Raw genomic sequence first — 13,195 nt, forward strand, 5'->3', positions numbered from 1 at the left:
TTGATCGGATGCTCATGTGGCAGTCTTTCAGCTATAGCCGCTCCCGGCCGCTCTACGCCCCCGCCGAAACGGGTGTACTCGCCGAACCTGAATCACTTCCGTTGTGCCTCCGCAGCCTTCTTCCGCATCTTTATCGCCTGACCAACCAGGTCGGCGGCTCCTAACCCCTGCAAAGTCATCTGCAGGTCAGAGCTGGCTCTCACCTTGGCCTTGGCGTCCTCCGATCCATTCGTACAGTTCGAAAGCCACAATTCCTTTGCCGCAGCAAGGTCTGAGACTGCGCCCGCCGCTTCGAGCAATTCACGTGCCTTCCTATAGGGTGACGTCGGGTTCGATAGGTAATATGGCTGAGTGACAATCATCGGCAAAAACTTGTAGGGGTCATCAAACACCGCTGGATTGCAGGTCCACAGACTCTGCTTCATCGAGAAATTCGCGGCAATCCAAGGTGTCATGCCCATCCGATCCGAGTCATTGATATGGCTTTTGACAAGCTTTGATGCCAGCAAGGCCTCAACGACATTCGGGTAACCCATGTACGCTGCCGCAGCCAGAGGGGATTGACCGCCGGTTTCCTTCGCAAGAAGTCCATCAGTCGCCCCACTTGCCACGTATCGGCGAATTTCATCAGCGGCCTTCACTTCGGCATCAATCATGTCGGCAGCCTTGCCGGTAGTTTCACCAAATGTATACATGCGATCGGCAAGGGAACTCAGGACAGTCAATGGATCACGCACTGGCTCCGCCCCGTTCGCGACGCCGAAAATGGACAGACTGATCAGCAATGACGTTGTGCGTCCGCGCGCTTTCATGATGCCTCCCAGAGCAATTCAAGACGTTGATTTTTGATAGTACCGTGTCACCTTGAGCTCATCTGGTAATCACAGAAATCCGCCCCCCGTGACCGCCCGCTCCCGGCCGAAATGAACCATGAGACACGAGCCGTCCCTGGTGGCATTGGAACAAATGCACGAAGCGGACATCCACATGGCCATGGCACCGTTTACTTACGCTCTCAGGCAGATCGAGCAACACTGTGGCAAACCTGCTGGCTAGTTGAATGAAGAGCGGGAAAGCCTCACCTGACAAGGGCATGATTCTTGTTCATACCCATCAATCCAGGAGGTCTGTCAGTGTTCTCGCACGTCTTTGTGGCCGTCAGCGATTTCGATCGCGCCCTGAATTTCTACACCCAGGTCCTGGGCAAGCTCAACATCGAACAGCGCTTTGTCGAGCCAGACAAGCCGTGGGCTGGCTGGCACAGCGCAGGCGGCACCCGCCCCTACTTTGTGATCTGCAAACCCTTCAATGGTGAGGCCCACGATCCCGGCAATGGCCAGATGGTGGCGTTCAGTGCCACCAACCGCGAAGGCGTCGAAGCTGCCTATCAGACTGCCCTGGCCCTCGGTGGACGCTGTGAAGGCCCGCCCGGCTTGCGGCCCCATTACCACCCGCATTACTACGGCGCCTACTTCCGAGACCCGGATGGCAACAAGATCTGCATCGCCTGCCACCAGGCGCCCCCACCATCCACGGCACGCCAGCCTGCCCCTGTCTTACGCATCCTGGCGGTCTCCGGCAGCGTGCGCGCATCGTCCATCAATGCGGCGTTCTTGCGCGCCGTGGCGCAGGTGATACCCGACGACGTCCAGGTCACGCTGTACCAGGGCCTGGATGCGCTGCCCATCTTCAACCCTGACCTCGATGATGCGCCCCCCGAGCGAGCCGCGCAGTGGCGCGCCCTTGTTGCCGAAGCCGACGCGCTGCTGATCGCCAGCCCGGAGTACGCCCATGGCGTCACAGGCGCCATGAAAAACGCCCTCGATTGGCTGGTGAGTCATGAACCCTTCGTCAACAAGGCCGTCGCGGTCATCAACACCTCCGACCGGGCGCACCATGCCGACGATGCGCTTCGCGAAACCTTGGTCACGATGAATGCCCAACTGGTTGAGGCCGCGTCCATCACCGTCCCGCTGCTGGGCGCCAACATCCCCGTCGATGAGATGCCTCGCCACAAGCTGGTCATCCATGCTGCGGCCAAGATCCTCGAGGGGCTGCGGCAGGTGCCCAGCAAGTGATTGACAGCGGCATGGCGCTCAGCTGAGCACGGCCGGGCGCGCCGCCGTACAATCACGGCGGGCTCACCGGGCGCCCACCTCGCGAAAGCTGACGCACCGCTCATCCGCAAGCCACGCGCTTGCATACCCTCCACAGGCCGACAGCGAGCAGGCCGCGATCCAGGAGTTGGTATGCAACCATCCCTTTCCTCTCAGCCCTCAAGCACCCAGGCGGCAGACCTTGTTCGCGCCTTGGCCAGGCAGCTTCACCGCGCAGCGACTTCCGACTCCCTGAGGGTGTCGCTGCCTGTGTTGCGGCGCATCCTGGCCACCCACACACTGCGCGATCTCTCGCTGCCTCAATTGCACCAGCAACGGGCCATGGTCCGGCGCAAGCACCTCTTGCGCACCTTGGCCATTGAGGCAGGCCAACCCAGTTGGGAACACTACAGCCGAGCCTTGTCAGGCATGACGGTTGAGCAGTTGCCCCATCTGGACGTGCTGCAGGCCACCGCGGGGTACCCCAATCTGTGGTTCTCAAACCGAGAACAAGCGCAGACCTACGCCCTGTCGCATGGCGGGCGTGTGCTACCTGTGGGCACGCAAGCGGTGGTGTTGATGCGGGGTTGAGGCACCAAGGCTGATAACCACGGGAAGGTGTGCATCAATGCATGCCTTCCCCATAGCCTCGCGCTCAGTGAGCGGCCTGGTAGAGCGCCGCACCAGCCAGCATCGGGTCACCCGTGCGCTCGTAGGCCTCCACCCAGGCTTCGTAGTTGTGGATGGCCTCTTGTTGCCAGGGGTGGAAGCCGGGCTTGAAGTAGGCCAGCAAGTTGCCCAGGTGGCTGGAGATGATGCCCTTGTAGCCGAACAGCCACCAGCGGCACTTGGCCATCATCCACATGCGCTGGCCGAAAGAGAACCCGTCGTTCTTGAGCAGGCGGTTGGTGAAGCGAAGCGTCAGGTAGCTCAGGAACAAGGTGACATGGGCCATGGCCAGGCAGCGCTTGAGGTAGCCGACCTTGGCCACCTTCTGCATCACGTCATAAGCAACGGCCTTGTGCTCCATTTCTTCGACGGCATGCCAGGCCATCATGGCGCGCAGCTTGGGGTCGGCATCGGACATGGTCTTCTTTTCGACGAAGAAGATCTCGGCCAGCATCGCCGTGAAGTGCTCGAAGGCAGCGGTCAAAGCCAGGTTGTACTCCTTGGAGAAGTGCTTGGTGTGGGCCTCATTGTTCCAGTTGATGAAGTCAACGATGGCGTCCACATCCAGACCCTGCTCACGCAGCCGCTGGTTGTACTTGGAGTGAACGATGCCGTGCTGCCCTTCCTGACGGATGAAAGTCTTGATCTCTGCCAGCAACTTGGGGTCCGTGGTCTGCTCGCGGTAGGCGCGCACGCACGAGATGAAGTAGCGCTCGCCGTCTGGAAAGGCGGCTTGCAAGGCGTCGATCAAGCGTGACTTGTACGGGTTGTTCTCGTACCACCAGCGGGGCAGGTCACCGTCCAGGCCGAAGTCCAGCTTTTCGCGGGCGACCAGTTCCTTGGCGTTGTGCAGGGCTTGTTGGCTCATGTCTGTCTCCGTTCGTTTGCCTCTTGGGGCACGTGAATTGATTTGAATCAATCTTAGGAGCATGACCCGCGACTGCAAGGCAGCGGTGGCGACAAGAAGGCAGGCTGCGCGTCATAAGCCGCCGCTGCATCGGCATTGAACACGATTTGAGTGGTCAGTGGCGCTCATCCGCCTTCGGATCGTCCAGCACGGGCAAGCTGACTTCCCGCAAAGCAGGCAAGAACCGGATCGCCACGCCATCCCGTTTCGCCAATGCCTGAAGCCTCTCCAGCGTCACGGCCATGTTGTCCGCAAAGCGCGGCAAGGGCACAAGCGGCTCCCGCAGTGAGCGCGCGAAGTCATCCCAATGAACCGGCAACACCAGCCTGGCGCCCGTTTTGCGAACCACTTCGTCCCAGTAGCGTTCCGTGAAAGCCTCGGACTGCTTCCCCAGCACGCCAATGCCCAGCACAACGACCGGTGCATGGACGCCGTCGAAGGCATTGGGTTTGTAGTTGGCGCTGGGCACAATCAGCACATTGCCGAGTCGATGCTCGACCAGGAAGGAATAGTTTTCTCCCAGCTTGTAATCCCCCAGTTTCGCAGGAACATGCAGGGGGTGGTCGATGAACCCGACGTTGATGGGCTCCGGCGAATGCGGCGTTTCGTAAGCGGTGACCTTGAACTGGCCTGCCACCAGCGGCTGCCCTGCCCTCAGCAGATGCAATTGGCTTTCTGGCGTGTTCTGACCCCTCGCAATGTTGAGCGTCGACGCCGAGCCATACACCGTTGCGCCTGTCTTCTGTGCGACAAGCCCCGAATCCATCGCGTGGTCGTGGTGGGCGTGCGCAACCAGGATCGCATCCACCTTCCTGACCTTGGCCTGGCGGAGCGCAAAGCCTATCTCTTCCTCGTTGGACTCGAACCTGGTGAGGAGCAGTGGCAACCAGGAGGGGCGAGAGAAGAAGCCATCGGTCATGATGGCGTTGCCCCCATCGGACAGGAGCACCGTGCTTGTTCCGAAAAAGGTCAGGGACAAGCCCGGCGTCCTGACCTCCTCCTGTCGGTATGCCAGGCCCGGCGCAGATAGGTCCACCGCCGGCCTGAGAAGGCCCGAGCATCCCATCAGGGCGACCGCGGCCAAAGCAAGGGGAACAAAGGCGTAGATTTTCTTCATGCTGACCTGCAAGATGTATGTGCGTTCGGAAGGATCGCCTGACCACCTACGCCCTCAACCGTGTCAGTCTATCGCCTCGAAACGCCGCCAACCTTTCCGCATAGGGGTCCAACGCGTCCTCAGGCGCCTCCAAGGGCAGCCCTGTCACCGCGGCGAACCGCGCTGGCGTGACCTGCCCCTGCTCCATCAACTCATCGACCAACGCCAGCAAGGCGCCTCGATGCGTCTCCAACATCTTCGTCGCGCGTGCGTGTTCGGCCTGCAGCAGCGCTTCCATCGGCGCGTTGCTGGCGTCCACGTCCGTGCAAAGGTTGTCTTCGCTGTTGACGGACACGTCGCTGCGCCCGATGCGAGCGCCGTGTCCAAGGTGGCGCAGCATGCGGGCTGCCGCTTCTGTGGCCTTGCGCAGATCGCTCTCGGCGCCGCTGGAACTCAACTCGGGCCCGAAGACGAGCAACTCGGCGGCGCGGCCGGCCAGGCTGGTACAGATCGAATCAAGCAGGTTGCGACGCGACCAGACCTTGCGAGCTGCATAGGCGTTGTAGCCGCCTTCGAAGCTGGCCACGTGGATCTTGATCTCCTGTGGCGCACGGCCAAAGAGCAAGGCGTGAACCAGACCATGACCCGCCTCATGAACGGCCAGCAAGGCACGAAAGTCCGGGTTGCTGCGCTGACGCAGGTGGTTGATCTCGAAGGGAGCTGCAATGGCCTGAGACTGGCCTCGCCAATGCACGATCAAGCTGCGACCATCGGCCGTCAGGCCCACGGTTTCGCCCGCCGCTGCGCCGCGCTCCAGCGCCCACAGCGCCGCCTTCGCCAGGCCAGTGCCGAGGATGGCATGCAACGATGAAAACAGTGGCCGGGTCCCCTGGGCTGGGAAGACGGCGTTGGCGTAGATCTGCTCGCGCACGCTGGCGTCCACCTCAAAGTGCAGGCCGCAGCCCGTCGTCGTCTCACGGGCATAGCGGACACAGCCTTGTTCAATCAACTGCTCATAGGCATGTCGGCTGAGCGAGGGGTAGATCACATGCTCGTTGCCCAGGCGCGCCACCTGCTCAGGCTTGAAGCGCTTGTTGAGCGCCTGCTTGACGTCGATGACGCTGAGCTTGCTGGTCAACGCGTGGAAGATGTTGGCATCGCTGTCACAGTCGTCCACGCTGGTGGCGATGTCCTCGTACATCTCGTCGAGATTGCCGCAGACAAAGATGAGCAGGCGGCTGTAGTCGGTCTCCCACTGTTTCTGGCCGCTTTCCCGGAAGGCGCGCAGGCGCTCCTGAATCTGCTCGGGCGTCCAACCCATGATCTCCATCAGCGGCTCGTCGAGCTTGAGGTTGCGCCTCAGCTCCTGCGCCTCCCAGCTGCTCAGCTTGAAGCGTCGCTTGGCATCGTCCGCATCGGCGCGTTCGGCGTCGTAGGCAGCCTCTGCGATAGACGATTCGATGTCGCCCAGGAGCGAGAGCGCAGGTGGCATGCGCCCGTCAGAGAGCAAAGCCCAGACGTCCTGATAGCGCTCCACACGCAGCTCGCCACGCTTGTTGTCGATGGTGCGAAAGCGCTGAAACTCATCGAGCGCCAGGATGCCAGGCTCGCCCTCGCGCACGCCGGATTGCGCCAGCATGCCCGAGATGCTTTGTGCACCGCGCCAGCTCGCGCCGTTGGAGAAGCCGTCCATCTGTACTTCGACAAAGCGGTCGTAGAAGCCGAGCAATTGCGCCAGACGGCGCACCAGTTGGGTCTTGCCGGTGCCGGTGAGGCCCCAAAGGCAGACGATCACGGGGCGCGTGACGAGATCGGGCAGCACATACCAGGCGCGCACGGCATCGACAACGCGATCGATGACGGCGTCGATGCCGAACAGCTCGGCCTTGAGCAAGGCAGCGATCTCCTGCAGCTGTTGATTTCTCTGCGCGAGCTGCACGCGCAACGTTGGGGTGTCATTCATCCCAATCCTTTCGTCGCACCAGCGCTTGCAGCGCCATGCGGTCGGCCCGGCGCTGGGCGCCGCGGCTTTGAATATGCTGACCTGCGCCACGCATGCCACGCTGGCCGAGCGCACGCGCCACGGGGTCGCGCGCACCTGGGCTCGTCTCGAGCACCAGTGTCATCGGCTGTTTCATGCGGCGCAGGGCCTTGAGCCGCCCCTCTTGAAGGGAGCGGGAACGGAGTTGTGCACTCATTGCGGTTTCCGAAAAGCAAAAGCCCCGGCTCAATGGCTGCGGGGCTTTGGCTGCCGCGCGGTCTGAGGCCGTATCTGTGAACAGACGCGGATCAGCCGGGGCTCGGGAACCGTGTCAGTCGTTGGTCGAAATGAACAAGGAGGACATATGAGGATCTCCGTCAGGTAGGAGGTTTTGCGGGCGCTGTCGTAGGCGCCTTCGGCAAGGTGGGCGCGATGATATCGCCATCGCCGCAAAATCGCAAGCGGGCGCGCGACGGCTGCCGCACCGATGGTTGGTCAGGCTGCGAAACCGCCGTCGATCAACAGGTCGGCGCCGGTGACGAACGCCGCGTCCGGGCCAGCCAGGTAGGCCACCATACCCGCAATCTCATCGGCCTTGCCGTGACGTGGGATGGCCATCAGGCCGTGCATCACGGCGGCAAAGTCTCCAGCCTCGGGGTTCATGTCGGTGTCCACCGGGCCAGGCGCCACGTTGTTGACGGTGATGCCCCGCGGGCCAAGATCACGCGCCAGGCCCTTGACCAGGCCCACGAGCGCGGACTTGCTCATCGCATAGGGGGCACCACCGGCAAACGGCATGCGCTGCGCGTTGGTGCTGCCAATGTTGATGATCCGGCCGCCTTCCTTCATGTGCCTGGCGGCGGCTTGCGTGGCAACGAACACGGAACGGATGTTGACGGCCACGGTGCGGTCGAAGTCTTCCAGCGTGAACTGGTCCAGCGGGGCCAAGGCCAGCACGCCGGCGCTGTTGACCAGGATGTCCAGGCGGCCGAAGCGGTCGGCCACGCCGTCGATGGCGCGGGTCAGCGCCGCAGCGTCGGTGGCATCGGCCTTGAGAGCGATGGCGTTGCCGCCGCTGGCCTTGATGTCCTCGACCAGCGCTTCGGCCGCGATGGCCGAAGCGGCATAGCCGATCGCGACGGTGGCGCCATCGCGGGCCAGGCGGCGTGCGGTGGCGGCGCCAATGCCGCGCGAGCCGCCATGGATGAAGGCGACCTTGCCGGCGAGGGGCTTGCCGGTGATGGCGGGGGTGGTGTTGATGGTGGTGCTCATGGCGTTTCCTTTCGGTGTGGCGGGGTTGATGAGCATCAGTTTGAGTACCTCTGCTTGTTTCCGGTAGTCGTTAAATTGATCATTCAGCTTCAACCATTGGTATAAGATAAAACCATGTTGACCGAGCTGCGCAGCTACCTCGACGCCTTCGTCGCCTCTGCAGACGAAGGCAGCTTCTCTGCCGCCGCGCGCCACCTGGGGCTCACACCGGCAGCCATCAGCAAGAGCGTGGGGCAACTGGAGGCGCGGCTGGGCGTGCGGCTTTTCCAGCGCAGCACCCGCAAGCTCGCGCTCACCACCGATGGCGAGCGGCTGTATGGCCAGGTGCGGCTGCCCTGGCGCGAGATCAGCGATGCGCTGACCGATCTGCGCCAGGGCGCGGGCAAGCCAGCAGGCACCTTGAAGGTGGCGCTCGCGCACACGGTGGGCCGCGAGTATGTGCTGCCGCTGTTGGGCGAGTTCGTGCGCCGCTACCCGGACGTCGTGCCCGACCTGCATTTCGACAACCGCCAGGTCGACCTCGTGGCTGAAGGCTTCGACGTCGCCATCGGCGGCGGCATCGAGCTGACCGATGCGCTGATCGCGCGCGAACTCGCGCGAGTGCGCATCGTGCTGGTGGCCTCGCCCGCTTACCTGAAGGCCAACCGCACGCCCAAGCACCCCCAAGACCTCACACGCCACCAGGGCTTGCTGCGTCGCTCGCTGGCCACCGGTCGGCTGGTGCCCTGGGCCTTGAAGAACAGCGAGGGCCAGGAACTGGTTGCCAGCGTGCGCCCGGTGATGGTGCTGGACGACCCTGAGGCCATGGCACGCGCGGCGGCCACCGGCATGGGCATTGCCATGCTGCCATTGCCGCATGCGCTGCCGCTGCTGGAAAGCGGCGAGCTGGTGCGCGTGCTGCGTGATTGGCATGCCGAGTCACGGCCACTGTCCATCTACTACACCAGCCGCAAGCTCGTGCCGGCCAAGGTACGGGTGTTCGTGGACTACATCCTCCAGGCATTCCCCGCCAGCGGGCAGGCGGCCCGATTCGGACAGAAGTAGCGCGGCCGGGGATAATGCAACGCAACCCCTTTCACCATCCCGCTCGCCGCAAGGATCGCCCATGAAGTCACTGCTGCTCATTACTGCCCTGCTCGCCTTCGCCGCTCAGGCCGCGCCCGTGACCTATGAGATCGATCCCGCACACACCTACCCCAGCTTCGAGGCCGACCACATGGGCATGTCCTACTGGCGCGGCAAGCTGAACAAGAACGCCGGCACCATCGTCTACGACAAGGCCACCGGCGCCGGCAGCGTCGACGTGAAGATGGATCTGGCCAGCATCGACTTTGGCCTGGACGCGATGAACAGCTGGGCCACCGGCAAAGAGTTCTTCAACGTCGCGCAGAACCCGAGCGCCACGTTCAAGGGCCACTTCGAGGGCGCCAAGGCCGGCGTGCCGACTCAGGTGGTGGGCGAGCTGACGCTGAACGGCAAGACCAGGCCCATGACCCTGGCCATCCACCAACTCAAGTGCATGCCGCACCCGATGTACAAGCGCGACTTCTGCGGTGCAGACGCCTCGGGCAGCTTCAACCGCGACGAGTTCGGCCTGGGGGCAGGCAAGGAATGGGGCTTCAAGATGGATGTGAACCTGCGCATCCAGGTGGAAGCGGTCGCGAAGGAGTGAAGTCGCCATGAAAGGACAGCGCGCACGGGGCTGGTTTGTGCAGGGCCGAAACTGGTTGAGCGCAGCCCATCCGACTATTGGGCGCCTTGCGACGCTTGCCGTTCTGGCGCTGACTGCGGTGTCTGGTCAAGCCTCCACGGGTTTGGTGGAGATCGCCCATACCGCGGACCACGGCATCGTGACGGTCTTCTATGCCTCCAGCGCGACAAGCCGCCAAGTCGAGCGCGGGCCGTTCCTGCTTGATGTGGCCTGGCAGGGCGACCCCGTGCCTGGCAACGGCAGATTGGTTGTGATCTCGCCCGGGTCTGGCGGATCGCCCTGGATTTATGCCGATCTGGCCCGCGCCTTGGTCGAGGCCGGATTCATTGTCGCCATGCCCGAACATGTTGGCGACAACGACAAAGATGGCCATGCTCCTGGGCCCGACAGCTGGAAGCGACGCCCGACCGAAGTGTCGAAAGCCATCGACGCAGTGGGACAGGACGCTCGCTTTGCGCCCTTGTTGAATCTGGAAAAGGTGGGGATGTATGGCATGTCGGCAGGTGGGCATACGGCGCTCACACTGGCCGGAGGCCGTTGGTCCCCGGTGCAATTCAGGCAGCACTGCGAAGCGCATATTGCGGAGGACTTCCAGACCTGCGTCGGGTTAGCGACCCGGCTCACCGGCGGCATTCTTGACGGCTTGAAGAAGCGCATTGCGCTATGGATCATCGCGGCCAAATTCACCGACACGGAATGGCAAAGCCACACTGACCCCAGGATTGCCGCCATCGTTGCCGGCGTTCCACTGGCAGCTGATTTTGAGATGGCATCGCTCACCACGCCTCTCGTTCCGTTGGGCTTCGTGACGGCCAGACAGGACAAGTGGTTGATCCCGAAATTTCATAGCGATCGGGTTCTTCAGGCGTGCGCTAGCTGCGAACGGTTGGAGGATATCGACAGCGGCGGGCATGGGGCACTGCTGTCTCCCTTGCCCCCCAATCGATCTGGGCTCATTGCCGACCTCATCGACGACCCACCCGGTTTCGATCGGGCCCGCGTGGTTCCCGAGGTGAATCAAAAAATCGTCGCATTCTTCCAAAGGCATCTGATTTCGCCGCACACGCCGGCCACATCGGACACGCCATCACCGCGACGAGCGGCCTTGGTCAGTCGCTGAGTTCGGCACTTGTTGCGGGGGTGTTGGCAGCGGACGCCGGCGATGGCGGCCACACGCCCAACTCGCGATATCGGCAACATGGCGGTCATGGGCCAAACTCGCCGCCCTTGCCACATACACTTCGCGCATGCCCGTTGACCAGTCTGCCGACACCCCGACCTTGTTCAAGAACGCCAAGGCGTTCGAGAGCTGGTTGAAACGGCACCATGCCACGTCCGCTGGCTTGTGGCTCAAGATCGCCAAGCGCGGTGCCAACGAAGCCAGCGTCACCTACCCTGAATCGGTGGAGATCGCACTCTGCTGGGGCTGGATCGACGGCCAGAAGAAGGGCCTGGACGAGCAATATTTCCTCCAGCGGTTCACGCCCAGGCGTGCACGCAGCGTCTGGTCGAAGGTCAATGTCGACAAGGTCGCGGCGCTCACTCAGGAGGGCCGCATGCAGGCACCAGGCCTCGCGCAGGTCGAGGCCGCCCAGTCCGATGGCCGCTGGGCGCGGGCGTACGACGGCGCGCGTACATCCGTGGTGCCCGATGACCTGATTGCGGCACTCGATGCAGCACCGACGGCGAAGTCTTTCTTCGCCACGCTCAACGCATCAAATCGCTATGCGGTTTTGTGGCGCATTCAAACGGCCGTGAAAGCCGAGACACGAGCGAAGCGGATAGCCCAACTCGTGGAGATGCTCGCACGCGGCGAGACCGTACATCTGTTCAAGCCCAAGGTGAAGGCCAAGGCGTGAACCGCCCGGATGTTGGTTGTATCCAGCACGGCGGGCTCCAGAGAGCCCCTTCATGGAGGGGCTCGATCGGCTCGTTGGACATGGTGCCATCCAGCGATCAGTGAGCGGCGGCCACCTGCGCCGATGCCGCCACCTTGGGCTCGTCCTTGTCGCGTGGCGAATCGGACCAGCCGCCACCGAGCGCCCGGATCAGGCCAACGGTCGAGGCCGCCCATGCGCCGCGCAGTTGCACGGCCTGGCGCTCGATGGCCAGCAGACTGCGCTGGGTGTCGAGCAAGGTGAGGAAGCTGTCCTCGCCAGCCTTGTAGCGCTTGTCTGCAAGGTCGGCCGAACGTCGCGCCGCCACCAAAGCCACATCCAGCGACTCCGACTGCGCACGCACAGCCCCCAGGCTGGAGAGCTTGTCTTCGACATCGCCAAATGCGTTCAGTACAGCCATCCGGTAGTCGGCGACCGACTCGTCCAGCAGGCTTTCAGCGCGGGCGACATGGGCGGCGTTGCGGCCACCGTCGAACAAGGGCAATGACATCACCAGGCTGCTCAGCCACGAACGTGCACTCCAGTCGAACAGGTCCTTGAGTTCATACGAGGCATAACCGCCTTGCGCCGTGAGCGTCAGCGCCGGGAAGCGCGCGGAACGGGCCTGTCCTACGCGAGCCGTCGAAGCCATCATGCTGGCCTGTGCGGCAGCCACGTCGGGGCGGCGCTCCAACAAGGCCGATGGCAGGCCGGCAGGCACCTGCGGCATCTGCACATCGGGCATCAAGGGTGATGACGCGAAGTGGAAGGTCGAGGGTACCCGGCCCAGCAGCAAGGCCAGCGCATGCTCGGCCGCGGCACGCTGGCCCTGCAGGCCTTGCAGCTCGGCACGCGTGGTCGACGTATCGGTGCGGGCGCGCGTCACGTCCAGCTCGGAGACATCACCTGCGGCCTGCCGACGCTCGATCAGGTGCAAGGTCTGCTCACGCGAGGCCAGCGTGTTTTGCAACAAGGCCACTTCGGCATCTCGCATGCGCAGCTGGTAATAGGCCTGTGCGACATCGCCCTGCAAGGCCAGCAGCACCGAGCGATAGGTGGCTTCGCTGGCCTGCGCATCGGCCTGGGCAGCGTTGACGCTGTTGGCCACGCGCTGGAACAGGTCGACCTCATAGCTGGCACCCAGGCCGGCGTTCCAGACGGTGGCTGGCGGCAGATTGGTCCCCGACGCCTGGCCTTGTTGTGCCGGGCTGTACTTGGCCCGGGTCGCGCCGGCCTGGAGGTTGAGCTGCGGCCAGCGGTCGGCGCGGCTCACATCCAGCGAAGCGCGTGCGGCCTTCAGCCGGGCTGCGGCGGCTGCCAGCGTGGGGCTGGCTTCTTGCGCTTGCTGCTGCAGCTGATTGAGCGTCGGGTCATTGAAAGCCAGCCACCATTGACCGCGCGGCTGGCTCTCGGCGGGCTGTGCCGACTTCCAGCTGCCTTGCGCCACAGCGGCTTCCTTGAACTGCTCAGGCACCGTGATGTGCGCCTCGGGCGTGGCAGGCGCCGTCGAGCAGCCGGCCATCACCAGCGCAGCCATCAATGGCGCGAGGATCAGGCTTGTTCGTTTGATACGGGGTGTCGACATG

13 protein-coding genes are annotated in these 13,195 nt (G+C 63.3%); 6 read left to right on the forward strand and 7 right to left on the reverse strand.

The window, feature by feature from the left end; genetic code table 11:
• Positions 1 to 92: 92 nt before the first annotated feature.
• Positions 93 to 812 carry a hypothetical protein gene (locus HY019_RS05300; protein WP_290688934.1) on the reverse strand — a complete coding sequence of 240 codons (720 nt, stop codon included), beginning with the start codon at positions 810 to 812 and terminating at the stop codon, positions 93 to 95.
• Positions 813 to 1,133: 321 nt separating this feature from the next.
• Here HY019_RS05300 and HY019_RS21520 point away from each other — a divergent pair, with 321 nt between their 5' ends.
• Positions 1,134 to 2,078, forward strand: coding sequence for an NAD(P)H-dependent oxidoreductase (locus HY019_RS21520; protein WP_363302311.1), 945 nt, complete (start codon positions 1,134 to 1,136; stop codon positions 2,076 to 2,078).
• A 171-nt stretch (positions 2,079 to 2,249) separates the two neighbouring features.
• Positions 2,250 to 2,687, forward strand: coding sequence for a hypothetical protein (locus HY019_RS05315; RefSeq protein ID WP_290688936.1), 438 nt, complete (start codon positions 2,250 to 2,252; stop codon positions 2,685 to 2,687).
• A gap of 64 nt (positions 2,688 to 2,751) precedes the next feature.
• Here the strand turns inward: HY019_RS05315 and HY019_RS05320 are convergent, their stop codons facing one another.
• The 5 genes from HY019_RS05320 to HY019_RS05340 all read right to left on the reverse strand — a co-directional run bounded on the left by HY019_RS05320 (position 2,752) and on the right by HY019_RS05340 (position 8,021).
• The gene (locus tag HY019_RS05320; RefSeq protein ID WP_290688937.1) at positions 2,752 to 3,633 is read right to left on the reverse strand and encodes a metal-dependent hydrolase; all 882 of its coding nucleotides are present in this window, start codon (positions 3,631 to 3,633) and stop codon (positions 2,752 to 2,754) included.
• 154 nt (positions 3,634 to 3,787) lie between these two features.
• Entirely contained in the window at positions 3,788 to 4,789 is a 1,002-nt protein-coding gene (locus HY019_RS05325) for an MBL fold metallo-hydrolase (RefSeq protein ID WP_290688939.1), read from the reverse strand.
• A 46-nt stretch (positions 4,790 to 4,835) separates the two neighbouring features.
• Positions 4,836 to 6,731, reverse strand: a complete 1,896-nt coding sequence (locus HY019_RS05330) for an AAA family ATPase (RefSeq protein WP_290688940.1) — start codon at positions 6,729 to 6,731, stop codon at positions 4,836 to 4,838.
• A complete protein-coding gene (locus HY019_RS05335) occupies positions 6,724 to 6,906 on the reverse strand; it encodes a hypothetical protein (protein WP_290688942.1) in 183 nt (60 codons plus the stop codon). Before HY019_RS05335 ends, HY019_RS05330 begins: the two co-directional genes overlap by 8 nt.
• Positions 6,907 to 7,244: 338 nt before the next feature.
• Positions 7,245 to 8,021: an SDR family oxidoreductase gene (locus HY019_RS05340; RefSeq protein ID WP_290688944.1), complete on the reverse strand. Its 777-nt coding sequence runs from the start codon at positions 8,019 to 8,021 to the stop codon at positions 7,245 to 7,247.
• A 114-nt stretch (positions 8,022 to 8,135) separates the two neighbouring features.
• Here HY019_RS05340 and HY019_RS05345 point away from each other — a divergent pair, with 114 nt between their 5' ends.
• The 4 genes from HY019_RS05345 (at position 8,136) to HY019_RS05360 (ending at position 11,591) form a co-directional block, all read left to right on the forward strand.
• Positions 8,136 to 9,065: a LysR family transcriptional regulator gene (locus HY019_RS05345; protein WP_290688945.1), complete on the forward strand. Its 930-nt coding sequence runs from the start codon at positions 8,136 to 8,138 to the stop codon at positions 9,063 to 9,065.
• A gap of 61 nt (positions 9,066 to 9,126) precedes the next feature.
• Positions 9,127 to 9,693: a YceI family protein gene (locus HY019_RS05350; protein ID WP_290688947.1), complete on the forward strand. Its 567-nt coding sequence runs from the start codon at positions 9,127 to 9,129 to the stop codon at positions 9,691 to 9,693.
• A gap of 7 nt (positions 9,694 to 9,700) precedes the next feature.
• Positions 9,701 to 10,852: an alpha/beta hydrolase gene (locus HY019_RS05355; RefSeq protein ID WP_290688949.1), complete on the forward strand. Its 1,152-nt coding sequence runs from the start codon at positions 9,701 to 9,703 to the stop codon at positions 10,850 to 10,852.
• Between the two features lie 127 nt (positions 10,853 to 10,979).
• The gene (locus tag HY019_RS05360) at positions 10,980 to 11,591 is read left to right on the forward strand and encodes a YdeI/OmpD-associated family protein (protein ID WP_290688951.1); all 612 of its coding nucleotides are present in this window, start codon (positions 10,980 to 10,982) and stop codon (positions 11,589 to 11,591) included.
• 97 nt (positions 11,592 to 11,688) lie between these two features.
• Here the strand turns inward: HY019_RS05360 and HY019_RS05365 are convergent, their stop codons facing one another.
• Positions 11,689 to 13,194 (reverse strand): efflux transporter outer membrane subunit, encoded by a 1,506-nt coding sequence (locus HY019_RS05365; protein ID WP_290688953.1) that lies wholly within the window; start codon positions 13,192 to 13,194, stop codon positions 11,689 to 11,691.
• Position 13,195: the final 1 nt, after the last annotated feature.

Origin of the sequence: Aquabacterium sp. (genome assembly GCF_016195855.1) — a bacterium.
Taxonomy (GTDB): Bacteria; Pseudomonadota; Gammaproteobacteria; order Burkholderiales; family Burkholderiaceae_C; genus Aquabacterium.

Coding starts and splice junctions, on each gene's coding strand:
- HY019_RS05335 (WP_290688942.1), bottom strand. CDS start 6,906: ATGAAACAGCCGATGACACTGGTGCTCGAGACGAGCCCAGGTGCGCGC.
- HY019_RS05315 (WP_290688936.1), top strand. CDS start 2,250: ATGCAACCATCCCTTTCCTCTCAGCCCTCAAGCACCCAGGCGGCAGAC.
- HY019_RS05300 (WP_290688934.1), bottom strand. CDS start 812: ATGAAAGCGCGCGGACGCACAACGTCATTGCTGATCAGTCTGTCCATT.
- HY019_RS05320 (WP_290688937.1), bottom strand. CDS start 3,633: ATGAGCCAACAAGCCCTGCACAACGCCAAGGAACTGGTCGCCCGCGAA.
- HY019_RS05355 (WP_290688949.1), top strand. CDS start 9,701: ATGAAAGGACAGCGCGCACGGGGCTGGTTTGTGCAGGGCCGAAACTGG.
- HY019_RS05350 (WP_290688947.1), top strand. CDS start 9,127: ATGAAGTCACTGCTGCTCATTACTGCCCTGCTCGCCTTCGCCGCTCAG.
- HY019_RS05345 (WP_290688945.1), top strand. CDS start 8,136: ATGTTGACCGAGCTGCGCAGCTACCTCGACGCCTTCGTCGCCTCTGCA.
- HY019_RS05340 (WP_290688944.1), bottom strand. CDS start 8,021: ATGAGCACCACCATCAACACCACCCCCGCCATCACCGGCAAGCCCCTC.
- HY019_RS05325 (WP_290688939.1), bottom strand. CDS start 4,789: ATGAAGAAAATCTACGCCTTTGTTCCCCTTGCTTTGGCCGCGGTCGCC.
- HY019_RS05365 (WP_290688953.1), bottom strand. CDS start 13,194: ATGTCGACACCCCGTATCAAACGAACAAGCCTGATCCTCGCGCCATTG.
- HY019_RS05360 (WP_290688951.1), top strand. CDS start 10,980: ATGCCCGTTGACCAGTCTGCCGACACCCCGACCTTGTTCAAGAACGCC.
- HY019_RS05330 (WP_290688940.1), bottom strand. CDS start 6,731: ATGAATGACACCCCAACGTTGCGCGTGCAGCTCGCGCAGAGAAATCAA.